Genomic DNA, 23,689 nt, shown 5'->3' on the forward strand with positions numbered 1-23,689 from the left:
GGCAATTCGGATATCCGGCCAGTGGCCGGAGTCGGCAAATTTGGGGTGCGGTCGGTCCGCGCCGCTTTGAGATTAGGGGAGAACTGGCATGGGGCATGCGGCTGAGGTCGAGTCCGGACAACGTTTTGAATTTGGCGAGAATTGGGCGCGTTTCTTGTCCGAACTATCGGACGAAAAAATCGCTGCGGCGGAAGCGTCGCTGAAACGGATGCTGGGCGTCGAGTCCTTGCAAGGCAAGACCTTTCTCGATGCGGGCTCCGGCAGTGGCTTGTTTTCGCTGGCGGCGGCACGTCTGGGCGCGACGGTGCATTCCTTCGATTTCGATCCGAGTTCGGTTAAATGCACCGAACGGATCAAGCAGCTTAAATTTCCGAATTGCGAACGTTGGCGTATCGAGAGCGGATCGGTACTGGATCAAGGCTATGTCTCGGCGTTGGGCGCTTTCGACGTGGTCTATTCCTGGGGTGTGTTACACCATACCGGCGATATGGCCGGGGCATTCGCCAACATTGCCGGTTGCGTCAAACCGGGCGGTTTGCTGTTTGTCGCGATCTATAACGACCAGGGCTGGGTCAGCCGCTATTGGACTTGGGTCAAACGTTTGTACAACCGCAGCAGCATCGCCAAACCGGTATTGATTGCGTGCCACGCCCCCTATTTGCTGGGTTTACGCTGGCTGGTGCGGGCAATCAGCGGTCGGCTGTCGATCGAGCGCGGCATGACGATTTGGTATGACATGATCGATTGGCTGGGCGGGTACCCGTTCGAGGTGGCCAAGCCGGAACAAGTCTTCGCGTATTTCCGCGGCCGCGGTTTTACGCTGACCGAAATGACGACTTGCGGCGGTCGCATGGGTTGTAACGAATTCGTATTCCGCCTTGCCAGCCGCTAACGCCAATCGCATCGTCGTCGTCCATGTCATCACCGGCCTCAACGTTGGCGGGGCCGAGCGCATGCTGTGGAAATTGCTGGCACATGCCGACCGGCAGCGTTTCGATATGCGGGTGGTTTGCCTGATCGGCGACGGGCCGGTCGCGGACGATATCCGTGCCTTGGGCATACCGGTATTGTGTTTGGGAGTGCAATCGCCGGCGGGAGGTTTGCAGGCGCTCGGACGCTTGCGCCGGTATTTGCGCGCGGCACGGCCCGACATTCTGCAAGGCTGGATGTACCATGGCAATTTCGCGGCCTGGGTCTGCCGCTGGCTGGCTGGTCGGCGGGTACCGTTGATCTGGGGCGTGCGGCAAAGCCTTTACGACATCAATAAAGAAAAGCCGGGCACCGCAAAAGTCATCCGACTGTGCGCCTGGTTGTCCGGGGCGGCGACCAAAATCCTATACAACTCGCAAACCGCTAGGCAACACCATGAAAACTTAGGCTACGCAGCGGAGTGCGGCGATTGGTTGCCGAACGGTTTCGACACCGACTTATTCCGGCCGGACCCGACAGCGCGGACTGCATTGCGGGAAGAACTTGGCTTGCAGCCGCAAGCGGCGTTGGTCGGCATAGTTGCCCGCTACGATCCGATGAAAGGCCATGCCAATTTTCTAAAGGCCGCCCAGCTATTGGCCGAGCGGCGCAACGATGTGCATTTCGTGTTAGTTGGCCGCGGCGTCGACTCGCAAACCCGCTTGTTTGCCGATGCTGAACGCGCGTCCGCTTTGCAAGGTCGGTTGCATCTATTAGGCGAGCGCCGTGATATTCCAAGCATCACTGCCGCGTTGGATATCGCCGTCACGCCTTCGGTTTCGGAAGGCTTCGCCAATGCAATCGGCGAAGCAATGAGTTGCGCGGTGCCGTGCGTGGTGACCGACGTCGGCGATTCCGCGGCGGTTTTGGGCGAGGGCGGCCGCGTTGTGGCGGCCGAGGACGCGCTAGCCTTGGCTGATGCGATATGCGAGTTGCTCGATTTATCCAGAGACCAGCGGCAGGCGATTGGTATGCAGGCCCGGCAGCGGGTGTTGGCGCAATTTTCGATTCAAGCGGTGGTCGAGCGCTACCAAGAACTTTATCTGCGGTTGACGGCAACCGAGGATGCGTAAGGCATGTGCGGCATAGCTGGTTTTTTCGGCATCGGCCTGTCCGCCCCCGATGCGGTTCTGCAAGCGATGGGCGATGCGATTCGCAGCCGCGGCCCCGACGACAGCGGAATTTTCCGGAGTGCGGAGGCTGGCATCGGCTTGGTGCATCGCCGGTTGTCCATCGTCGATCTGTCGCCGGCCGGGCATCAACCGATGCAGTCGTCGTGTCGACGCTACGTCATCGTGTTCAACGGCGAGATCTACAACCATCCGGCGTTGCGTGAGCAACTCGAGCGGGCCGGGCAAGCACCGGTTTGGCGCGGACATTCCGACACCGAGACCTTATTGGCCGCCATCGCCGCCTGGGGCTTGCGCAAAGCGCTGGAGTCGGCGGTAGGCATGTTCGCGCTGGCGCTGTGGGATCAGGAAAAGCGCGAGTTATCGCTGGCGCGGGATCGCTTGGGCGAAAAGCCGTTGTATTACGGCCGCGTCGCCGGCGGTTTGGCCTTTGCTTCCGAACTGAAGGCTTTGCGCGTAATCCCGGGCTTTGTCGGCGAAGTCAATCGACAAGCCTTGGCGTTGTATATGCGCCACAATTATGTTCCCGGCCCGTACTGCATTTATGCCGGAATCGACAAGCTAATTCCAGGTAGTCTTGTAACGTTCAACCGCCAACACATTGCCGCAGGCAATTTTCCGGAACCCGAGCGGTTTTGGTCCGCCGCGGCCGTAGCCAAAAATGGCTTGGCCGAGCCGCTGCAGCTTAGTTCCGCGGACGAGGTGGCCGACGCGCTGGAACAAAAGTTACGCGCCACGTTGCGCGGCCAAATGATGGCGGATGTGCCGTTGGGCGCATTTTTGTCGGGCGGCGTCGATTCTTCGGCGATTGTCGCATTGATGCAGGCCGAGGCGCGGGCTGGCGGAGCGCCGCCGGTCAAGACTTTTACCATCGGCTTTGGCGAGGATGCGTTCGACGAGGCCCGCTATGCGCAGGCGGTGGCCCGGCATTTGGGTACAGAGCACAGCGAGCTTTACGTTACCTCCCATGACGCATTGGCCGTCATTCCGGAATTGCCGGCGATTTATGACGAACCGTTTGCCGATTCCTCGCAATTGCCGACTTGCTTGGTTTCGCGCATGGCGCGGCAGCAGGTTACCGTGGCGTTGTCCGGCGACGGCGGCGACGAATTGTTCGGCGGCTACGACCGCTATCGGATGGCGCAGCGGCTGTGGGCCAAGCTGGCAGCGGTGCCTTTGCCGTTACGCAAAGCGCTGGCCGGCATGTTACGCAGCGTGCCGGTCAACGGTTGGGATGCTTTATGCGGCGTTGCCCAGCCGTTGTTGCCGGCCGGCATGCGTAGCGGTTTTCCGGGGGATAAGATCCATAAAGGGGCCGGGCTGTTGCATAGCGCCAATCCGGCCGAGTTGTATTTGAACTTGATCAGCCATTGGCAACCGGACCAGGTGGTGCTCGGCAACGACCCGGGAACGGGTTTGCTGCAACAATGGCCGGATTTGCCGGAGTTGTTCGAACAAATGATGTTGTTCGATAGCTGCAGTTATCTGCCGGATGACATTTTAGTCAAGGTCGACCGGGCAGCGATGAACGTCGGCCTGGAAACCCGGGTGCCGCTGCTCGACCACCGCTTGTTCGAGTTTGCCTGGAAATTGCCGCGGCAGATGAAAGTGCGGGACGGCGAAGCCAAATGGCTGTTACGCCGGGTGTTGTACCGGCATGTGCCGCGCGAGTTGATCGAACGGCCGAAAATGGGCTTTGCCGTGCCGCTCGAGCAGTGGCTGCGCGGGCCGTTGCGCGACTGGGCCGAAGCTTTGCTCGACCGTTCCCGGCTGAGCCGCGACGGTTATTTCGATCCGGAGCCGATCAGGCGCAAATGGGCCGAACATCTGTCCGGCCGACGAAACTGGCGATTTTTATTGTGGGATGTTTTGATGTTCAACGCCTGGTTAGATCAGCAATGAGTTACAAATTATTGGTGGTCTGCAACGACCTGGATTTTTTTCTGCTGCACCGACTGCCGGAAACCAGCGGTGCGCTGAGACAGGGCTACGAGGTCCATGTCGCGACGCCGCCCGGAGCGCGCACGGCGGAAATCGGCAAGCTCGGTTTTATCTACCACGAATTGCTATTAACTCGGAGCGGGCAAAATCCGTTAGCCGAATTGGCGGCGCTGCGGGCGATGTATGCCTTATTCAAGCGGGTGCAACCCGACCTGGTTTACCTGATGACGGTCAAGCCGATTTTGTACGGCGGTATCGCCGCGCGCTTGGCGGGAGTCAAGGCCGTGGTTGCGGCGGTATTCGGCATGGGCTACCTGTTTACCGATACCCGGCTTAAAACCCGGATAGTCAGAGCCTTGGTGTCCCGGCTTTACCGTTTGGCGCTGGGGCATCGCAATATTCGCGTGATCTTTCAGAATCCGACCGACCGCGATCTGATGCTCGAACTCGGTGTCGTTTCTCCGGAACAAACTGTTTTGGTGCGCGGCTCCGGAGTCGATTTGCAGCGCTTCGCCGTCGCACCGGAGCCTGCCGGCAGGCTGCAGGTCTTAATGGCGGCACGCTTGCTTTACGATAAAGGCGTCAGGGAATATGTCGAGGCCGCCCGCTTGTTGCGGCAGCAGGGCGTAGACGCGCGCTTTGTACTGGTCGGCGACCGGGACGACGGCAATCCATCCAGCCTGAGCCGGCAGGAGGTCGAGGCGCTGCGCGCCGATTCGAATATCGAATTCCTCGGTTTTCAAACGAATATGCCGCAACTGTTGGCCGCTGCCAATATCGTGGTGTTGCCGTCCTACCGCGAAGGCTTGCCCAGAGTGTTGGAAGAAGCTGCCGCCTGCGGGCGGGCGGTGGTCACCACCGATGTGCCGGGCTGCCGCGATGCGATAGAAGCCAATGCCAGCGGGCTGTTGGTCCCGGTACGAGACGCCGCTGGCCTGGCGGATGCGATCCGGCGTTTGTTGGAGGACGGCGAGTTGCGGCGGGAGATGGGGCGGCAGGGGCGGCAACTGGCCGAACGGCGCTATGCCGTCGCCGCCATCGTCGACGCTCATCTGGCGATTTACCGTGAATTGCTGGCCGCCAGCGGCGCCGTTGGATAGCTTCGTGCGATTGGGCCTCATGTAGTGGCCTGATTTTGCCCGAAATTTTGCTAGAATGGCCGCTATTTCCTTTTTTGTAGTTGACATGAAACACATCGAACTCCTTTCCCCGGCCGGTACCTTACGCAACATGCGTTACGCTTTTGCCTTCGGCGCCGATGCGGTCTATGCCGGGCAGCCGCGCTATAGTCTCAGAGTGCGCAACAACGATTTCCTATCCGAAAATCTGGCCAAAGGCATTGCCGAGGCGCACCGGTTGGGCAAGAAGTTTTTTCTGGCCGCCAACGTGATTCCGCATAACGCCAAGATCAAAACCTTTTTGAAGGACATGGCGCCGATCATCGCGATGCAGCCCGACGCGCTGATCATGGCGGACCCCGGTTTGATCATGATGACCCGTGAGCAATGGCCGGAGATGCCGATTCATTTGTCGGTACAGGCTAACACCGTCAACTATGCCAGCGTCCGGTTCTGGAAAAGCATGGGCGTGGAAAGGGTGATTCTGTCGCGCGAGCTGTCGCTGGACGAGATCGCCGAGATTCGCCAACAATGCCCCGATATGGAACTGGAAGTGTTCGTCCACGGCGCATTGTGTATCGCCTATTCCGGCCGTTGCCTGTTGTCCGGCTACTTCAATCATCGCGATCCTAACCAAGGCACTTGTACCAATTCCTGCCGCTGGAAATACGACACCAAACCGGCGGTGGAAAATGCCGAAGGCGATTATTTGTTGGCCGATAGCGCGGTTATTTCCATGAACGATTTGAACCAAGGGCTAAACACCGCCAGTTGCGGCGGCGCCGAGCGCCATCCTTTGGCCGACAATATTTATTTCCTGGAAGAAGAAGGCCGGCCGGGCGAGCTATTGCCGGTGATGGAAGACGAAAACGGCACTTACATCATGAACTCGAAAGACTTGCGTGCCATCGAGCACGTGCAGCGGCTGGTGGAAATCGGCGTCGATAGTTTAAAGATCGAGGGCCGCACCAAATCGCATTTCTACGTGGCGCGTACCGCCCAGACTTACCGCCAGGCCATCGACGATGCGCTGGCCGGGCGGCCGTTCCAGCCGGAATTGCTGGGCATACTGGATAATCTGGCTAACCGCGGTTACACCGACGGTTTTTACCAGCGCCACCATACCCACGAACACCAAAACTACCTGTCCGGATATTCCAAAAGCCACCAGCAACAGTTCTGCGGCGAGATTACCGGCTTCGATACCGCGACCGGCATGGCCGACGTCAGCGTCAAAAACAAGTTTGCGCTGGGCGACAAATTGGAACTGATTCTGCCTGGCGGCAACCGGGATATCGTCGTGGAACGCATGGTCGATAAGTACGGCCAGCCGATGCAGGAAGCGGCCGGCGGCGGCTACGAAGTGAAGATTCCGCTACCGACCGCGGATTGCGATTTCGGTTTGTTGGCGCGTTATTACTGATTCGCGGAGGCGAGTATGAGCTTCGATACGGCGGATTTATGCGACCGTTTTGGCCAAAGCGACAGTTTTCAGGTCGCGGAACCCGTGCTGCGCCACTTCGGCGGCTCGCGCCGGTTCTGCGGCCAAATCACGACGTTAAAAGTGTTCGAGGATAATTCGCTGGTCCGCGCCACTTTGGCGGAAAAAGTCGACGGCCGAGTGCTGGTGGTCGATGGCGGCGGTTCCAAGCGTTGCGCGCTGATCGGCGATACTCTGGCCGGCTTGGCGTTGGAGAATGGCTGGCAGGGTATCGTGGTCTACGGCAGCATTCGCGGCTCCGAACTGATCCGGCAACTGCCGATCGGCGTGATGGCGCTGAACACCAATCCGTTGCGCAGCAACAAGCACGGCCACGGCGACCGCGACGTGATGATCACCTTTGCCGGCGTCAATTTCAAAAAAGACCATTATTTATATGCCGATGGCGACGGAATTATCGTCGCGGATGCGAAATTGGATTAGAATTGCTTCGTCTTAACCCAGTAAAAAAGTCAAGAATATGCAAATAGTACTCGCTAACCCCCGTGGATTCTGTGCCGGCGTCGACCGGGCCATCGAAATCGTCGATCAAGCGATAGACACTTTCGGAGCGCCGATTTACGTGCGCCACGAAGTGGTGCACAACCGCACTGTCGTCGATGGCTTGAAAGAAAAGGGTGCCGTTTTTATCGAAGAACTCAGCGACGTGCCGGTCGGGTCGTATCTGATTTTCAGCGCGCACGGTGTGTCCAAAGCGGTACAGAAAGAAGCCGAGGAACGTCAGTTGACGGTATTCGATGCCACCTGTCCGTTGGTGACCAAGGTACACATGCAGGTCGCCAAACACGCTAAACAAGACCGGGAAGTGATTCTGATCGGCCACGCCGGCCATCCGGAAGTGGAAGGTACCATGGGCCAGTACGATAAATGCACCGAACACGGCGACATTTATCTGGTGGAAACGCCGGAGGACGTCAAAAACCTGAAGGTCAACAATCCAGATAATCTGGCCTACGTCACGCAAACCACGTTGTCGATGACCGACACCAAAGTCATGGTCGACGCATTGCGCGAACAATTTCCGTCGATCAAGGAACAGAAAAAAGACGACATTTGCTATGCCACGCAAAACCGGCAAGACGCGGTGCACGATCTGGCCAGAATCTCCGATTTGATCCTGGTGGTCGGTTCGCCGAACAGTTCCAATTCCAACCGTTTGCGGGAAATCGCCGAGCAACTGGGCAAACCGGCCCACCTGATCGATACTTACAAGGACTTGAAACAGGAATGGTTGGATGGTATCGATGTGGTCGGCGTTACCGCCGGCGCCTCGGCACCGGAAGTGCTGGTGCAGGAAGTGATCAACCAATTGAAGGAGTGGGGTGGCGAAAATACCACCGTGCGCGAAAACAAAGGTATCGAGGAAAAAGTGGTGTTTTCGATTCCTAAGGAATTGAAAAAAGCCATGGAAGCCTGATTTTTAGGAGAAATTTATGCCAATCACAGCTCAGGAACTGGTTGCTGCCGCCAAGCAGCAGATTACCGAAATCGACGTCGCGGCGGCCCAAGCCAGGCTGTCCGGCTCCTTGCTGCTGGACGTGCGCGAGCCGGCCGAATTCGCTGCCGGCCACTTGCCGGGGGCGGTCAACATTCCGCGCGGCGTATTGGAATTTCAAATCGGCGGCCATCCGGCCTTTCAAGGCAAACAGGATGCGGGCATTGTCGTGTACTGCCAGGGCGGTGGCCGCTCGGCGTTGGCAACCCAGGTCCTGAACCAGTTGGGATATTCCGGCGCGGTCAGCATGGCCGGGGGCTTTAAGGCTTGGGCGGAGAGCGGGCTCAAGGTTGAATGAGCTAGGCCAAATCCGCATCGACAAATGGCTGTGGGCCGCGCGGTTCTTCAAAACGCGCGGTCTGGCGGCCGATGCCGTCAACGGCGGCAAAGTCCATGTCAACGGCCAGCGTTGCAAGCCGGGTAAGGACGTCAAAATTGGCGACCTCGTCACGGTGACCAAGGACCAGTATACCTGGGAAGTACGGGTCACCGATCTGAACAAGCAGCGGCGTCCCGCCCAGGAAGCGGCCGAGCTTTATCACGAAGACACAACCAGTGCGGAAAAACGCCGGCAGCAAATCGAATTGCGCAAACAGCAACAGGCGCAGCAGCACCCTTCCGAACGCGAGCATAAACCCAATAAAAAGCAGCGCCGGCAAATCCACCGTTTCAAGCAGGACTCGTTGTAAGCGGACGTCGCCGCGGTCGGATAAAACGATAGCCACATCGCCGACTTCAATTTATTATTCCCGGCTGAATGTAGTGAATTAAGCGCGAAAGTATTGCCTAAACTTGCGGCTTAGATTCCGTTAAGTAAGGCCTAAGCGCCAGCCGTTAGCTTGAAAACGCCGGTGCCGCCCGGCCGTCGAACGTCGCCACACTTCTTTAGGACCATTAATGCCGATCAGCCGCTTGTCAACTCTACCCGTTACGCTTATTGCCGGCAGTTTGCTCGCCGGTTGCGCCACGACCCGGCAGATCGCGGTGGACTACCCCAAAACCGAAACGGTAGCGATCAAACCCTTGCGCGGCCACAGTGCGGTCGGCGGCGACGATTACTACGTGCAGTTGGTTTCCGATTTCGAATTCAAGGGCGACAGCGCATTGAAAGGCGGTTGCAACGAGATGGGCGGGCACTACGAGAACGGCGACCTGTCGGCGGCTTTGGTATTCAGCGTCCACAACGAAACCTTGAAGTTGAAACGGGAAGTCAGCGGTTTCCTCTATCAGGCCACCACCGGCAAGTGCAATTTCAAGTTGGAGACCAAAAAAGCCAACCTGACGCCGTGGTTGAGGCTGGATACCAGCAAGGATACGCTGATCGATTACAACTTTCTCACCAGCAACAGCCACGAAGCCAATCTTTCCCAGTTGGTCGAGGATGTCAATGCCGCCAGCGGCTTGTTCGCGTTGACCGGTGTCGGCGCCGGTATGGCGGTGATGGGTAAACTGGCCGGCAATTGGGTGGAAACCAGCCCGCAGGTCGTGGCGAAAACCCCGGCGGCGAGCGGAAAATACAGTTCCGAGAGCCATTCCCTGCCGGCTAGCGTGGTGTTAGCCGGCGATAGCGGCAATTTCAACCAGAGCCGATTGGCTGTGTACGAAGTGGTCGAAGGCGGGTTGAAGGCTTGGAGTTCGGAGGCCAAATTGCTGGGCGAACTGCGGATTTACCCGGAAGTCGCCACGTCGCTGTTGTTAAAAACCGCCGGAGAAACCACGCCGGATGCCCACGATCTGTCTTTGGACGAATTATGGCGGGCGCCGATCCAGACCGCCAACGGCGAAGTCAGCCTGCTGCAATTGGTCAACCAGGTCGATCCTGCCGCCAAGCCCAATTTGCAAATGGACTGGCGTAATTACGAAGAAGTGGAGAGCCAATGCCGACGGCTGAAATTGGTGATGAAGGATTTGGGTTTCAACAAATTCGACCGCAATGCCGTGTTGTATTACTTTCTAGCCAAATCGCCCGACTGGAAAAATTTTAATATCTCCGCACAGAAGGCGATGACCGACGAAATTCGGCCGAAACTGCTGGAGCAATACCGCACCAAGGATTTTTCCGCCTGTCTGGCGGCCGAGGACTATGCGGCTATGAAAAGCATGCGCTTGCCGGTTAACACCGGGCAGGACTGGGATAATTTGACCAGTTCCCGGCAGAAGAAGGAAGGCGTGATCAGTCCGATCCAGTCGGCGGCACGCCAATTTTTGTCGGCTTTGCAAAATCCGAATAAGGACGAAGCCGCCCGGCAACTGTATCCGTTGCTGAATACCGAAAAGTCCGGCAACGGTTCGGTATTGCTGCAGAACCATTTAAGCAACTTCGGCTTGGAGGCCTTGTTGCAGGTGCCGAATATTGCCGACGACGGCGTCGTGGTCACCGCCGCGCAGTTGGCCAATGTGTTCGCAGCGCTGAACGTCGACAGTTTCAGTTGTGCCCGGCCGGCGCAGGAACAAGGTCAGCCAATGGCGAATATCGGCATCATGCTGTTCGCAACCAAACCGGGTAGCCCGCGCGAAAAGGGTGGAGCGCTGGAATTCGAGCTGGTGCAGGGCAAGATCGGCCGCTTGGCGTTTCAACACCCGTCGTTTCGCGATTTCGAACAAAATCTGGCGGATTATCCGGATCTGGGCGGCTGCCGGATAGACGCCGAATTCATCAACCGGCTACATTGACCTGAAATAAGCGATGCCGATTACGCTAAACCGGAAAAAAACCTTGATTGCCGTCGCGGCAGTATCCGCTGGCGCGGCGGCGTATGCGCTAGCCGGTTTTTATCTGCTGCCGAAAATTGCGCTGAGCAAACTTCCGCAAATCGTCAAGCAACAAACCGGGCAGACGCCGCAGTTGCAACAGATTCGGCTGAATCCGTTCAGTTGGGTGCTGGAGTTGCGGGAATTCTCGTTACCGGCCGGCGACGGCCAACTGCTGGCCGGGTTCGAAGCGTTACGGATCGATCTGGCGGCGTGGGAGTCGATCAAACTGGGCGGTGTAGTCGTCGACAGCATCGAGCTGTCCAAGCTGCAACTCAATATCGCCCGCCGCGCCGACGGCCGTTTTAATTTTGCCGACCTGCAGCCGGAACAGACCGAAGCAGAGGCTGTCCCGGCGGCGCCGGAGGCCGATACCGATCCGGTCAAACTGTTGATTCGTCACGCGGCAATTTCCGACGGCAAGCTCGCCTGGCTGGATGTCTCGACCGGCCAAGCCTTGGCCGAAACTCTGGTGCCGATCAATTTAATGCTGCAGGACATCAGTACTCAGGCCGAACAGGCCGGCAACGGCAAGTTGACGCTGGGCATCGAGTCCGGCGGCAGCATCGAATGGAGCGGGGATTTTAGTCTGCAACCTTTGGCTTCCAAAGGCCACCTGCAGCTCGACGCCATCGGCTTGGATAAAGTTTGGCAGTTGTTTTTGCAGCAACTGCCGATACGGATAGCGGCCGGCCGGGCCGGTCTGCGAATCGATTACGATTTAACGTCGGCCGATTCCGGAGTGGCCGTGCTATTGAATAACGGCGCGCTGGCTTTGCAGCAATTGGCCGTCGTCGAAAAAAACAGCGGCAAACCACTAATCGACCTGCCGGAGCTGGCCGTCGACGGCATCGGCGTCGATGTCGAGGGGCAGACGGTGAACGTGGCTGCTCTGACCAGCCGCAATGCGGCGATACAGGCTTGGTTGCAGGCCGACGGTAGCGTCAATTACCAAGCCTTGTTCGGCGAAGACGCCGCCGCTGCTACGGCAGGTTCGGCGCAAACTGGCGCCGGCGCTCCGGCTGCCGCCGAGTCTGGCAAGCCCTGGTCGGTTCGCTTGGGCGAACTGGCATTGCACGATTACCAAATCCATTTCACCGATTTTAGCCAAGCCAAACCCGCCGAATTCAAACTCAGCGAGTTGAATTGCAAACTGCAAAATTTCAGTTCCGATCTGGCCGGCAAGGTGCCGTTGCAATTCAGTACCCGATTGAACCAAACCGGCAGTCTGGCGTTGAACGGCGACATGCTGTTGCAACCGTTTGCGGCCGATTGGGACGTGCAAATCAAAAATCTGCAGTTAAAACCTTTCCAGCCCTATCTGGATCCGTTTTTAAAACTGGAACTGGTCGACGGCGATGTCAACCTTACCGGCAAACTGCATCTGGCCGTGGCCGAGCCGTTTCAGCTCACGTTTAACGGCGATGCCGACATCGACAATTTATTGACCCGAGACCAACTGAAAAACAAGGATTTTCTGAAGTGGTCGAATTTGGCGCTGGACGGCATTGCCATCGATTTGGCCGCGCAGGACTTTAAGCTGGCGAAAGTGTTGTTGGAACGCCCTTATGTGCGCTTTAACATCAAAAAGGACGGTACTACCAATATCGACGAGATTCTGGTCGAACCAAAAGTGGAACCGGTAAAAACTGCCAAGCCCGTTAAAACGGCCGCCAAGCCGGCCCCGGCGAAAGCCAAGGCGGATGAGCCGAGTTTAAGCATCGGCAAGATCGAAATGCGCAACGGCAAGTCCGATTTTGCCGACTATTCGTTGATCTTGCCTTTCGTCGCCGAGATGAACGGCTTGAACGGCGAAGTCCGCGGCTTTTCTTCGGATCAGGATGCCGCGGCGACGATGGCCTTGAAAGGCAAGGTTTACGACATGGCCTTGGTCGGTATCAAGGGCAAATACCAGTTCCAGAGCGGCGATTCCGATATCGCTCTGAATTTTACCCATATGCCGTTGCCGTTGATTACGCCGTATATGGCGGAATTCGCCGGCTACCGGATCGAGAAGGGCCAGATGGCGCTGGATCTGCATTACAAGATCAAGCGCGGCCAGCTCGAGGTGCAGAACAAACTGTTCATCGACCAATTGACCTTGGGCGACAAGGTCGAGAATCCGAATGCGGTGTCCTTGCCCTTGCATCTGGCGATTGCCTTGCTGAAAGATGCCGACGGCAAAATCAATCTGGATTTTCCGATTACCGGCAGCCTGGAAGATCCGCAATTCAGCGTCGGAGCGCTGGTGCGCGACGTGTTGGTCAATCTGGTTAAGAAGGTGGCAATGTCGCCGTTCAAGGCCATCGCCTCGTTGTTGAGCGACGACAAGGACTTCAGCAGCGTGCAATTTACCCCGGGTAGCGCCGAATTGGCCAAGGATCAGGCGGACAAATTGGGCGAATTGAGCAAGGCTCTACTCAGCAAGCCGGAACTGACGTTGGAAATCAAGGGCATTGCCTATCAAAACCAGGATTGGCCGGCCATGCGGTTCTCGGCGTTGCAGGACGTATTGAAAAAAATGAAATCCGGCGAACTGCGCGACCAGGGCCAGAAGATTCGCCACGAATACATTCAGCTATCCGACGACGATTACAAACGCTTGCTGGCAAAATTTTTCGCCGAAGTGTTTCCGCAGGATTTCGAGCGCAGCCTGCTTGGCAAGCCGCGCATCAAGAGCAATCCCGACGCCGATTTCTACACCTTGGCGCGCGAGCGGCTGGAAGGGATTTTTCAGCCCGACCCGCTTAAGCTCAACGATTTGGCCGTCGCCAGGGCCAACCACATCGCCCAATACGTGACCGAGTCGGGCGGCATCAGCCGGGACCGAGTTTACATTCTGGCCACCGAGTTGAGCCAGGACGAAGCCGCCGACGGCATCAGCGCGATGTTGACATTGAACGCCGCGCCGTAAAAGTCGGCCCGGCGGTGTAAGATAGGCCTATTTTTTACCGCCGAGGCAGGCATGCGGCGGCCTTTGTTAAGCGTTATTGACCAATGGAGTAGCCATGAAAACCAAGCTTTTTCGAACGATACCGGTGTTGGCCGTTTGCGCGGCGGGCGTGTTTGCTCCGGCTCCGGTAGCGGCGCAATCGTTAGCATCCTGCACGATGACGTATAGACTCAGCGGCTGGTCTTTTGTCTACAAGCAATACGACGGTATCGGCAATATCAGTTGCAGTAACGGCCAGCGCGCGCAGGTGGCTTTGGCCTCGAAAAGTATCGGTTTTACCATCGGCAAATCGGAAATCGAAGGCACCGGCATGTTTTCCGAAGTGAAGAATTTAAACGAAATTTACGGCAATTATGTCGCTTTGGAAGGCCATGCCGGTGCCACCAAGTCGGTGGATGCCCAAGTGCTGACCCGCGGCGAAATCTCGCTGGCATTGTCGGGCAAGGGGCGCGGGATCGATATCGGCGTGACCTTGGGGGCACTGACAATCTCGCCGCGCTGATGCCGTCCGGCGGCGATTGTGTTGGCGCCTTATTAACTGCTGAGGCCGGTTAAGCATGCCTTTCGTCCGACGCGGTGCCGACGGGACCATTTCCGGCGTAAGCGCGGGCGGCGGCGAATGGCTGGCGGCCGACGATCCGGAGTGGCTGGCATACGCCAAACTCCGGTTCGAGCAGGATGCCCGCCAAGCGTTGTCCGACACCGACAGCGAGATGGTGCGGGTGATAGACGATTTGGTCGACTTGCTGGTGGCCAAGCAAGTATTGATCTTTACCGAGTTACCGGAACGGGTGCAATCCAAATTGTTGGCCAGAAAGCAGCTAAGAAACGATATGAACGCATTGCAGAACCCGGTGGTTGACGACGAGGCGCTTTTCTAAAAAATGGAGTCTATAGTTGTTAACGTTGCCGGTTTGCCGTGGCTGCACCGGTACCGAGAGCGCGCCGAGCGCGTACATATTTTGGGCTGTTTGTGAAAAACTCGTTCTTTCTAGTCATTCCCGAGCAAAAAAGCGATCCGCAACTGCTGGCTTCGTTCGGCGACGACGCGCTGAAACAATGGATTGCCGAGCTTCCCGCCGCCAACCCGGGCTTGGCGGCGCGCTTATTCTATGAATTGCTGGGCGAACTGGTTACAGTGGAAATGCCGGCGGCAAAACGCCTGCACGCCCTGGAGATGCTCCGCGACAGTTTTTTTCTGATCGACGACTATCTGCGTTCGCGCCTGACCCGGTCCGGCTTCCCGAAAGGCGAGAACGAGAAGAAAATTTTCGGCTTGGCCTGCAGCATCGAGCGCCAATTCACGATCGGTTACTGGAGCGTGGCCCGCGAATTGACCCGCCGCGAAGTGAGCTGGTTGCAGGCCAAACCCACTGTGTTGGCCATCCAGCGCACGATCAAGGGCTTGAGCCGTATCGTCGTCACCCATTACATGATGAGTTATCCGATCCCGGATTGGATCTGGATCGACTTGCATTCGTTGTACAAGCTGGCAGTGAAGTTGGGTAAGGCCGACGTCAAGGTGGCCGATCAGGGCGGAATTTTCAGCAAGCAGTCGTCGATCGAGGATAGTTACAAACAAATCCTATTGCTGAGCCTGGCGTATCCGTCCGGTTTGATGCAAAAGGAATTCCAGCTGGTTTACGAGTTCATCGAAAAAATCGCCGATTTGCTGGAGATCGAAACCAAGCCGGTCGCCGGTCAAGCCGTGCAGTGCTCGATTCTGATGGACGAGGATTTGCCGCCGGCCTTTCTGGCCAACAGCGGGCAGAGTGACCGCCGCTCGGATTCGGCGATGCTGTACCTGAATCTGAGCAAGTTGGCCAAGGTATTCAAGCATCCGGACAAGTTTTCCAGCAAGGACGAAGCCCGTTTCAGTTCGCTGGAGATGGAGAAGAGCCAGCAGCAACGCCTGCCGGCGGAGTTGTTCGATTATCTGTTGCAGCGTTGGCAGGGCCAGGAACCGCAAGGCTCGGTGTATTTCAGCGACCGGCTCGACCGCTACGTGGCGATTGGCCTGGAGCCTACTTTCGACTTGCTCGATGCCTCGCGTAACGGCTCCGGTTCCGGCTTGGAAAAACGTGCCGAGACCGATTCGGAACGCGCGCTGTCGTGCAACTTCGACCAGGAAGGCGTGCTGTCTATCGGTAGTTTGGTCAGCTTTAGAAAGATCGATGCCTTGCCCCAGCAGCGTGCTTTGGGCGTGGTTTGCAAGATACTGGTGCCCAAACAGGACAGCAAGCTGATCTTCGAATTGATGGTTATCGCCGCCCAGGCCTATGCGGTGACTTACCAGGCGCTGGACGCATCGCCCGGCGACGAACGCAAGAAAGCCTTGATTTACGGCGCGAAAGACCACGAAGGCGAGAAGAGTTATATCATTATGGATTCTTTTCGTTTGAAGGACGGCGACCTGCTTAGAATGTACATGGGCAACGAGAATTTTCCGATCATCCTGAACGGCCGGCGTAACATCGGCCTGGGCTATTGGCAATTCGAGTGCCGGCGGATTCTGGACGAATCCACCATACCGCAACAACCCAAGAAGAAAGGCTATGACTTTATCTAACCCATGCCACAAGCGCCCGATACACCGTATTGCGGGGGCGTGGCTGCCAAGCGACGGATTCAATGACCACCAATAGCGATCAACCCGCTGATTTTTCGACTTTCGTCGATCCGCACGCCGAGCGCGAAGCGGAAAAATACGAGAACCCGATACCCAGCCGCGAACTGATTCTGGAGCTGATCCAGCAGGCCGGCAAACCGTTAAGACGCCAACAAATCGCCCAGCAATTCGGCCTGGAATCGGCCGATGCCCAGGAGGCCTTGCGCCGCAGGCTGCGCGCAATGGAACGCGACGGCCAATTGAGCTTTAACAGCCGGCAAAAATATTGTATCGGTTCCGGAAACAACACGATTGCCGGCCGAATCCTCGGTCATCCGGACGGCTTCGGCTTCTTGAAGCCGGACGACGGCAGCGAAGACTTGTTCTTGTCGCCGCGGGAAATGAAGCCGTTGATGCCGAACGACCGGGTGATCGCCCGCGTCAGCGGCGTCGACCGCCGCGGCCGGCGCGAGGCCGCGGTGATCGAAATCACCGAACGCAATACGCATCAAATCGTCGGCCGTTTTTTCAGCGAGGGCCGCGTCGCTTACGTGGTGCCGGACAACAAGAAGATCAACCACGAAGTGTTGATCGCCAAGGAGGACGTCGGCAGCGCCAAGAACGGCCAGATCGTCGTCGCCGAAATCCTGCAGCAACCCAGTGCGCATTGCCAACCGATTGGCCGTATCGCCGAAGTGTTGGGTCTGCACATGGCGCCGGGCATGGAAATCGAAATGGCGATTCGTTCCTACGACTTGCCGAACCAGTGGCCGGAAGCCCTGTTAGCGGAAATCAAGGCCTTGAAGCCGGAAGTGCCGGAAGAAGCCAAGCAGGGTCGGGAAGACATTCGCCAATTGCCGTTGGTGACGATAGACGGCGAAGACGCCCGCGACTTCGACGACGCGGTTTACGCCCAAAAAACGCCGAAAGGTTGGAAGTTGCTGGTGGCGATTGCCGACGTGTCGCATTACGTCAAAGTCGGCACCGCGTTGGACGACGAAGCGAAGAGCCGCAGTACTTCGGTGTATTTCCCGGAAAAAGTGATTCCGATGCTGCCGGAGATCCTGTCCAACGGCTTGTGTTCGTTGAACCCGGCCGTGGATCGCTTGTGTATGGTCTGCGAGCTGTTGATCAGCAGCGAAGGCCTAGTGTTGCGCTCGCGTTTTTTCGAAGCGGTGATGCGCTCCCACGCCCGTTTGACCTACAGTGCTGTGGCCAAAATGTTGGTCGAAGGCGATCAAAAGCTGATTAAAAAGCATCAGGAACTGATGCCGCATCTGCAGACGTTATACGATCTGTACAAAGTCATGCGCCAGCAGCGCGAACTGCGCGGGGCGATGGATTTCGATACTCAGGAAACCAAAATCGTGTTCGGTCCCGAGCGCAAGATTGCCGAGATCGTGCCGTTGGTGCGCAACGATGCCCATAAATTGATCGAAGAATTCATGATCACCGCCAACACCGCGGCGGCCCGTTTCCTGAACCGCAAGAAAATGCCCAGGCTGTTGCGGATTCACGATGGTCCGAGCGCGGAAAAATTGCTGGCGCTGAAAACCTTTCTGAACGAATTGGGCCTGCATCTGGGCGGCAAGGCCGAGCCGACGCCGTTGGACTATATGCATCTGCTGGAATCGGTGCAGCAACGCCCGGACGCCCACCTGATTCAGACCTTACTGCTGCGTTCGATGTCGCAGGCGGTCTATAGTCCGGAAACCAAAGGCCATTTCGGCTTGGCGCTGGATGCCTACGCCCATTTCACCTCGCCGATCCGGCGTTATCCCGATCTGTTGGTGCACCGGGCGATTCGGCATTGTCTGGCCGGCCATAAACCGGACACCTTTCATTACAGCCATGACGATATGGTGGTACTGGGCGAACACTGTTCGGCCAACGAACGCCGGGCCGACGACGCCACCCGCGACGTGGTCAGTTGGCTGAAATGCGAATACATGATGGACAAGATCGGCGAGGAGTTTGCCGGGGTGATTTCCGCGGTAACCGGCTTCGGCTTCTTCGTCGAATTGCAGGCCATCTATGTCGAAGGCTTGGTGCATATCGCCTCGCTGCAGGACGACTATTTCAATTTCGACCCCGGCAAACACCAGCTTTACGGCGAACGCAGCGGTATCCGCTACCGTTTGGGCGACAGCGTGCGCATCCGCGTGATCCGCGTCAGTCTGGACGATAAGAAAATCGACTTCGAGTTGGTACAGGCCGGTAAAAAAGCCAAAACTAAAGCCACACCCGCCAAGGAAAGCGGCAAGAAGAAGGCCAAGAAGTCCAAAGCCGAGCCGGCAAAATCCAACGCTAAAGCCAAATCCAGAAAACGCCGCCGCTCATGAATCTGACGCATCTGTTCGGCATCCACGCGGCGCAAGCCGCATTGGAATACTCGCCGCAAAAAATCCGCCGCGCCTGGGTCGATGGCCAGCGGCAGGACGCCCGCCTGAAACCCTTGCTCGACGAACTCGCCGCGCTTGGCGTCAGTCCGGAGAAAACCGAGCGCAAGAAGTTGGACAAGTTGGCCGACGGCAAGAACCATCAAGGTATTGTTATCGCCGTCGAATTGCCGGCGATGCGCAACGAGGACCGCTTGAAGAGCGATGTCGAGGCGCTAACCGAGCCGGCCTTCTATCTGATTTTGGATCAAGTCCAGGATCCGCATAATCTCGGCGCTTGCCTGCGCACGGCCGATGCAGTCGGCGCTCACGGCGTCGTCGTCACCAAGGACAATGCGGCCGGCATCACGCCCACGGTGTGCAAGGTGGCCAGCGGCGCAGCGGAAACGGTGCCGGTGTACCAAGTCACCAATCTGGCGCGGACTTTGCGTTGGCTGAAGGAACAAAACATCTGGATCATGGGCGCGGCCGGCGAAGCCGGGCAAACCATTTACGACATGAAACTGGATATGCCGCTGGCTTTGGTGATGGGGGCGGAAGGCAGCGGTATGCGCCATCTGACCCGGCAACACTGCGACTTTCTGGTCAAAATTCCGATGCTCGGCCAGGTGGAAAGCCTGAACGTTTCGGTCGCGGCAGGGGTGTTGCTGTACGAGATTTTTCGGCAAAAACATTCGGGCTAGCGCTATGCGGCGGCTGCGCGGCACCGTTTACGTTCTGGCGCTTATTCCGTTACGGGCGGCGCATGCCGATTTGTCCGCCCAGGCCATAGCCATGAACTGTCTGAATTGCCACGCTAGCGGCCAGGCCGCGGCGAGCCGTTTGCCCGATATCGGCCGTCTCAGCGCAGCCGAATTGGAGCAGGCCTTATTGGCCTTCAAATACGACAGGCGCGCCGCGACGTTGATGCCGCGGCTGGCCAAGGCGTATAGCGACGCCGAGTTGGCCGCCGTGGCCGTCTATCTGGCCCGGCATTAATGGCAAGCGGATTGTCGCGGCGCAGATTTCTGAAAAATTGTGCTGGATTCGGTGCCGGTCTGCTGGCAGCCTGCAGCCGCTGGCCGTTGTCGGATTCTTCCAAGCCGCGGGTGGTGGTGGTCGGCGGCGGTTTCGCCGGTGCCACCGCGGCCAAATATCTGAAAATTCTGGATGACGCCCTCCATGTCTCTCTGATCGTACCCCAAGCCGGCTACATCACCTGTCCGGCCAGCAACTGGTTGTTTGCCGGACTGGGCGATATCGAGCGCCTGACCGTGGATTATCGTTCGTTGCAAAGCCGTTACGGCGTGGCCGTCGTGGCCGATTCCGCTAAGGCATTGGATTTATCCGGGAAGCGGGTGCATCTGCAAAGTGGCGAGGTACGGTCTTACGATCGCCTGATTCTGGCGCCCGGTATCGATTTTCGCTGGGATACGATTGCGGGTTACGATGCGGCGGCTGCCGAACATTTCCCGCACGCCTGGCGGGCCGGACCGCAGACATTAATGCTGTTGCGACAATTGCAGGCGATGCCCGACGGCGGCGTGGTGCTGATCGCAGTCCCGGCCGACCCGTACCGCTGTCCGCCGGGGCCTTACGAGCGAGCCAGCATGATGGCCTATTGGCTGAAGCAACATAAACCGCGCGCCAAGATTCTGATCCTCGATGCCAAGCGCAGTTTTTCCAAGCAAGCGCTGTTCGAAGCCGGCTGGGCCAAACATTACGGCTATGGCACGCCGCAGAGTCTGATCGAATGGCACAGTCTGGCCGACAATCCGCTGCTGGAATTGCATGCCGATTCGAAGACGCTGGTCAGCGAGTTCGGCGACCGTTTTTCCGGCGATGTGTTGAACATCATTCCGCCGCAAACGGCCGGTTCGATTGTGCGGCAAAGCGGGCTGGCCGACGCCGGCGGTTGGTGTCCGGTCAGGCCGGCTACCGCGCAATCGAGGTTCGACGACTTTGTGCATATAATCGGCGACGCCGCCAACTATGCGCCGATTCCGAAATCGGCCTTTGCCGCCAATTCCGCAGCCAAAGTCTGCGCGATGGCGGTGGTGTCTTTGTTGCGGGAGCAACCGCTGCCCGAAGCGCATTGGCTGAATACCTGTTACAGCCTGGTTGCGCCGGAACACGGCATTTCGGTGGCCGGAGTCTACAAGGCCGATAGCGGCGGTACCATCAGTCCGGTCGCAGGGGCGGGTGGGGTCAGTGTGGCCAAAGACTCCGAAGCGGAGCGAGCGGAAGCCGAGTATGCGCAAATCGTTTACCGCAATTTGGTCGCGGACAGTTTTGTTTGAGTATTTTTCGGTGAAAGTTTTTGTAATTCAATGTCTTATAAGCGATTTTTTGCGGTTTGGTTTCTAATGTTTGGCTTTGCATTTGAAACCAAATAAGAAAGCAATTTTTCGGCCAAAATTAGCCAGTATTTACCCTGGAAGGCGCGGGAATAGCAAAACAGCATGTTACAATCGGGGCATTTATCGATCCTGGTTGACTGCGTGAAGAAAAACCCGCTTTTGCAAATCCTGTTGTTGAGCATGCTGACCGGCAAAGCTGTCCAGGCGAGCAGTTTCGTAGTCGAAGACATCAAGGTCAAGGGTTTGCAACGGATTTCGGCCGGTACCGTCTACAACTATTTGCCGGTCAATGTCGGCGAAACCTTTACCGAAGACAAACAGGCCCAGGCGATCCGGGCCTTGTTCAATACCGGTTTTTTCAAGGATATCGCGCTGGAACGCGACGGCGGTACTTTGATCGTCAGCGTAGTCGAGCGGCCCTCCGTCGCCAAAGTGGTGATCGAGGGCAATAAAGACATCAAAAAAGAAGATCTGACCGAAGCCTTGAAGAAGATCGGCTTGGCCGAGGGCAAGGTTTACAACAAACAAATACTGGATAAGGTCGAGCAGGAACTGCGCCGCCAGTATTTCAGCCACGGCAAATACGGGCTGAAAATCAAGACCGAAGTCACCGAACTGACCCGCAACCGGGTCGGCATTCGCATCGACATCTCCGAAGGCCGGGTCGCCAAGATCAAGCAGATCAACATTGTCGGCAGCAAATCGTTTTCCAACGACGTGTTGCGCAAGGAATTCGAGTTAAGCACCACCAATTTCTTGTCTTTCTACTCGAAAGACGACCAATATTCGAAACAGAAACTCTCGGCCGATCTGGAAAAGCTGCGCTCGTATTATCTGGATCGCGGCTATATCAATTTCTCGATCGAATCCACCCAGGTCGATATCACGGCCGACAAAAAAGAAATCTACATCACGATCAACGTCAAGGAAGGCGACGTCTACATGCTGGACAAGGTCAAATTGTCCGGCGATTTGATCGTGCCGCCTGAGGATTTGATCAAACTGGTCAAGGTCGGTCCCGGCGAGATTTTCTCGCGCAAGAATGCGACCGAAACCTCTAAAGCAATTTCCGACCGGTTGGGCGACGAAGGCTATACCTTCGCCAACGTCAACATGGTGCCGGAGATCAACGAACAAAACAAAACCGTGGCGATGACGTTTTTCGTCGATCCGGGCAAGCGGGTTTACGTCCGCCGCATCAATATCAAAGGCAATACCAAGACCCGCGACGAGGTCATTCGCCGCGAAGCCAGACAGATGGAGTCGAGTTGGGCCGCCAGCAGCAAGATCGAACGCACCAAAACCCGTTTGGACCGTTTGGGTTACTTCGAAGAAGTCGGTGTCGAAACCCCGCCAGTGGTCGGTGCCGCGGACCAGATCGACGTCAATTACACGATCAAGGAAAAAGCTTCCGGTAACTTGCAGGCCGGTATCGGTTATTCGCAGGTGCAAGGCATCATCTTCAATGCCAACGTGTCGCAGGACAACATTTTCGGTACCGGCAAACGCGTCGATTTCGCCTTTAACAACAGCAGCATCTTGACCCGTTACAATCTGGGCTTTACCGACCCTTACTACACTTTGGATGGCGTGGCGCTCGGCTACAACCTGGGTTACACCTCGCGCAACGCCTACGCCGCCAACCTGGCCAGTTACAACACCAACATCACCAATGCCGGGGTCAATTTCGGCATTCCGTTGAACGAGTTCGATCGGATCGGTTTCGACGTCGAATTGAAGCGTACCGAAATCGAAAACACCACGTTGTCGTCGGATACGATTTTGAAGTTTTTGGGCTTCAATCAAGGCGACCCGTTGGTAACCAAGTCAAAAAGCTTCAATACTCTGTCGACATCTGTGGGTTGGACTCACGATACGCTGGACCGAGCCACCTTCGCCCATAGCGGCGGCCAGCAACGGGTGTCCGGTTTGATCACTGTACCGGGCAGCGATCTGGAGTATTTCAAGATCGGTTACAAACACCAGCATTATTTTCCGCTGTCCAACGATTTTACCTTTCGCTTACTGGGCGAGGTCGCGCACGGCGATAGCTACGGCGGCGCTTCCGGTCTGCCGTTCTTCGAAAACTATTTCGCCGGCGGTACCAACGACGTACGCGGTTTCATGCAAAACACGCTCGGTATCATCGATACCAACGATTTGAATCCGACCAATACCTTCCGGCGTCCGGTCGGCGGTTCCACCAAATTGATCGGCAAGGCCGAGCTGTTTTTCCCGGTGCCTTTCTTGAGCGACGTCAAGTCGGTCCGGATCGGCTCGTTTATCGACGCCGGCACCTTGGCGCCGGGATTGAATACCGGCGACCTGAAGAAATATTTCCGTTATTCGGTCGGATTGAGCGGCGAGTGGCTGTCGCCGTTTGGGGCCTTGGCCGTTAGTGTCGCCCAGCCGATGAGCACCGAAGATACCGATAGAATCCAGGCTTTCCAGTTCACCTTCGGTTCCGGTTTTTAGTTCAGTTCAA

Annotated in this window: 19 protein-coding genes; all 19 read left to right on the forward strand. The window is 57.2% G+C overall.

Translation table 11 applies throughout. The annotated features are described in order from the left end of the window. The first annotated feature begins 88 nt into the window (after positions 1-88). The 19 genes from MKFW12EY_RS06605 (at position 89) to bamA (ending at position 23,679) form a co-directional block, all read left to right on the forward strand. Positions 89-892 (forward strand): class I SAM-dependent methyltransferase, encoded by an 804-nt coding sequence (locus MKFW12EY_RS06605; protein ID WP_054758320.1) that lies wholly within the window; start codon positions 89-91, stop codon positions 890-892. Next, on the forward strand, positions 879-2,042 hold the full coding sequence (locus tag MKFW12EY_RS06610) for a glycosyltransferase (RefSeq protein WP_221054220.1): 1,164 nt from the start codon (positions 879-881) through the stop codon (positions 2,040-2,042). The genes MKFW12EY_RS06605 and MKFW12EY_RS06610 overlap by 14 nt, the downstream gene beginning before the upstream one ends. A gap of 3 nt (positions 2,043-2,045) precedes the next feature. Beyond that, positions 2,046-4,001: an asparagine synthase (glutamine-hydrolyzing) gene (gene asnB, locus MKFW12EY_RS06615; RefSeq protein WP_221054221.1), complete on the forward strand. Its 1,956-nt coding sequence runs from the start codon at positions 2,046-2,048 to the stop codon at positions 3,999-4,001. Next, positions 3,998-5,140, forward strand: coding sequence for a glycosyltransferase family 4 protein (locus MKFW12EY_RS06620; protein WP_221054222.1), 1,143 nt, complete (start codon positions 3,998-4,000; stop codon positions 5,138-5,140). The genes asnB and MKFW12EY_RS06620 overlap by 4 nt, the downstream gene beginning before the upstream one ends. A gap of 85 nt (positions 5,141-5,225) precedes the next feature. After that, on the forward strand, positions 5,226-6,581 hold the full coding sequence (trhP, locus tag MKFW12EY_RS06625) for a prephenate-dependent tRNA uridine(34) hydroxylase TrhP (RefSeq protein ID WP_054758323.1): 1,356 nt from the start codon (positions 5,226-5,228) through the stop codon (positions 6,579-6,581). A 15-nt stretch (positions 6,582-6,596) separates the two neighbouring features. Continuing rightward, the gene (gene rraA, locus MKFW12EY_RS06630) at positions 6,597-7,082 is read left to right on the forward strand and encodes a ribonuclease E activity regulator RraA (protein WP_054758324.1); all 486 of its coding nucleotides are present in this window, start codon (positions 6,597-6,599) and stop codon (positions 7,080-7,082) included. A gap of 37 nt (positions 7,083-7,119) precedes the next feature. After that, the gene (gene ispH, locus MKFW12EY_RS06635) at positions 7,120-8,076 is read left to right on the forward strand and encodes a 4-hydroxy-3-methylbut-2-enyl diphosphate reductase (RefSeq protein WP_054758325.1); all 957 of its coding nucleotides are present in this window, start codon (positions 7,120-7,122) and stop codon (positions 8,074-8,076) included. 16 nt (positions 8,077-8,092) lie between these two features. Then, positions 8,093-8,452: a rhodanese-like domain-containing protein gene (locus MKFW12EY_RS06640; RefSeq protein ID WP_064022318.1), complete on the forward strand. Its 360-nt coding sequence runs from the start codon at positions 8,093-8,095 to the stop codon at positions 8,450-8,452. Continuing rightward, entirely contained in the window at positions 8,445-8,843 is a 399-nt protein-coding gene (locus MKFW12EY_RS06645) for an RNA-binding S4 domain-containing protein (RefSeq protein WP_054758326.1), read from the forward strand. Before MKFW12EY_RS06640 ends, MKFW12EY_RS06645 begins: the two co-directional genes overlap by 8 nt. A gap of 223 nt (positions 8,844-9,066) precedes the next feature. Continuing rightward, positions 9,067-10,827 (forward strand): hypothetical protein, encoded by a 1,761-nt coding sequence (locus MKFW12EY_RS06650; RefSeq protein ID WP_342394030.1) that lies wholly within the window; start codon positions 9,067-9,069, stop codon positions 10,825-10,827. Between the two features lie 13 nt (positions 10,828-10,840). Next, the gene (locus tag MKFW12EY_RS06655; protein WP_054758327.1) at positions 10,841-13,819 is read left to right on the forward strand and encodes a DUF748 domain-containing protein; all 2,979 of its coding nucleotides are present in this window, start codon (positions 10,841-10,843) and stop codon (positions 13,817-13,819) included. A 94-nt stretch (positions 13,820-13,913) separates the two neighbouring features. Beyond that, a complete protein-coding gene (locus MKFW12EY_RS06660; protein ID WP_054758328.1) occupies positions 13,914-14,360 on the forward strand; it encodes a DUF1134 domain-containing protein in 447 nt (148 codons plus the stop codon). A 55-nt stretch (positions 14,361-14,415) separates the two neighbouring features. Further along, complete coding sequence (locus MKFW12EY_RS06665) at positions 14,416-14,739, forward strand: hypothetical protein (protein ID WP_054758329.1); 324 nt, start codon at positions 14,416-14,418, stop codon at positions 14,737-14,739. Between the two features lie 92 nt (positions 14,740-14,831). After that, positions 14,832-16,427 carry a hypothetical protein gene (locus MKFW12EY_RS06670; RefSeq protein ID WP_221054224.1) on the forward strand — a complete coding sequence of 532 codons (1,596 nt, stop codon included), beginning with the start codon at positions 14,832-14,834 and terminating at the stop codon, positions 16,425-16,427. A 62-nt stretch (positions 16,428-16,489) separates the two neighbouring features. Beyond that, a complete protein-coding gene (gene rnr, locus MKFW12EY_RS06675) occupies positions 16,490-18,808 on the forward strand; it encodes a ribonuclease R (RefSeq protein ID WP_221054225.1) in 2,319 nt (772 codons plus the stop codon). Continuing rightward, positions 18,805-19,548, forward strand: a complete 744-nt coding sequence (gene rlmB, locus MKFW12EY_RS06680; protein WP_054758330.1) for a 23S rRNA (guanosine(2251)-2'-O)-methyltransferase RlmB — start codon at positions 18,805-18,807, stop codon at positions 19,546-19,548. The genes rnr and rlmB overlap by 4 nt, the downstream gene beginning before the upstream one ends. A 4-nt stretch (positions 19,549-19,552) precedes the next feature. After that, positions 19,553-19,843 carry a c-type cytochrome gene (locus tag MKFW12EY_RS06685; protein ID WP_054758331.1) on the forward strand — a complete coding sequence of 97 codons (291 nt, stop codon included), beginning with the start codon at positions 19,553-19,555 and terminating at the stop codon, positions 19,841-19,843. Between the two features lie 11 nt (positions 19,844-19,854). Next, on the forward strand, positions 19,855-21,144 hold the full coding sequence (locus MKFW12EY_RS06690) for an NAD(P)/FAD-dependent oxidoreductase (protein WP_245006452.1): 1,290 nt from the start codon (positions 19,855-19,857) through the stop codon (positions 21,142-21,144). Between the two features lie 201 nt (positions 21,145-21,345). Next, entirely contained in the window at positions 21,346-23,679 is a 2,334-nt protein-coding gene (bamA, locus tag MKFW12EY_RS06695; RefSeq protein WP_414855491.1) for an outer membrane protein assembly factor BamA, read from the forward strand. Positions 23,680-23,689 lie beyond the last annotated feature (10 nt).

Source organism: Methylomonas koyamae, from assembly GCF_019669905.1.
GTDB lineage: Bacteria > Pseudomonadota > Gammaproteobacteria > Methylococcales > Methylomonadaceae > Methylomonas > Methylomonas koyamae.

Coding starts and splice junctions, on each gene's coding strand:
- rnr (WP_221054225.1), top strand. CDS start 16,490: ATGACCACCAATAGCGATCAACCCGCTGATTTTTCGACTTTCGTCGAT.
- MKFW12EY_RS06655 (WP_054758327.1), top strand. CDS start 10,841: ATGCCGATTACGCTAAACCGGAAAAAAACCTTGATTGCCGTCGCGGCA.
- MKFW12EY_RS06665 (WP_054758329.1), top strand. CDS start 14,416: ATGCCTTTCGTCCGACGCGGTGCCGACGGGACCATTTCCGGCGTAAGC.
- MKFW12EY_RS06685 (WP_054758331.1), top strand. CDS start 19,553: ATGCGGCGGCTGCGCGGCACCGTTTACGTTCTGGCGCTTATTCCGTTA.
- trhP (WP_054758323.1), top strand. CDS start 5,226: ATGAAACACATCGAACTCCTTTCCCCGGCCGGTACCTTACGCAACATG.
- rraA (WP_054758324.1), top strand. CDS start 6,597: ATGAGCTTCGATACGGCGGATTTATGCGACCGTTTTGGCCAAAGCGAC.
- rlmB (WP_054758330.1), top strand. CDS start 18,805: ATGAATCTGACGCATCTGTTCGGCATCCACGCGGCGCAAGCCGCATTG.
- MKFW12EY_RS06640 (WP_064022318.1), top strand. CDS start 8,093: ATGCCAATCACAGCTCAGGAACTGGTTGCTGCCGCCAAGCAGCAGATT.
- asnB (WP_221054221.1), top strand. CDS start 2,046: ATGTGCGGCATAGCTGGTTTTTTCGGCATCGGCCTGTCCGCCCCCGAT.
- ispH (WP_054758325.1), top strand. CDS start 7,120: ATGCAAATAGTACTCGCTAACCCCCGTGGATTCTGTGCCGGCGTCGAC.
- MKFW12EY_RS06660 (WP_054758328.1), top strand. CDS start 13,914: ATGAAAACCAAGCTTTTTCGAACGATACCGGTGTTGGCCGTTTGCGCG.
- MKFW12EY_RS06605 (WP_054758320.1), top strand. CDS start 89: ATGGGGCATGCGGCTGAGGTCGAGTCCGGACAACGTTTTGAATTTGGC.
- MKFW12EY_RS06620 (WP_221054222.1), top strand. CDS start 3,998: ATGAGTTACAAATTATTGGTGGTCTGCAACGACCTGGATTTTTTTCTG.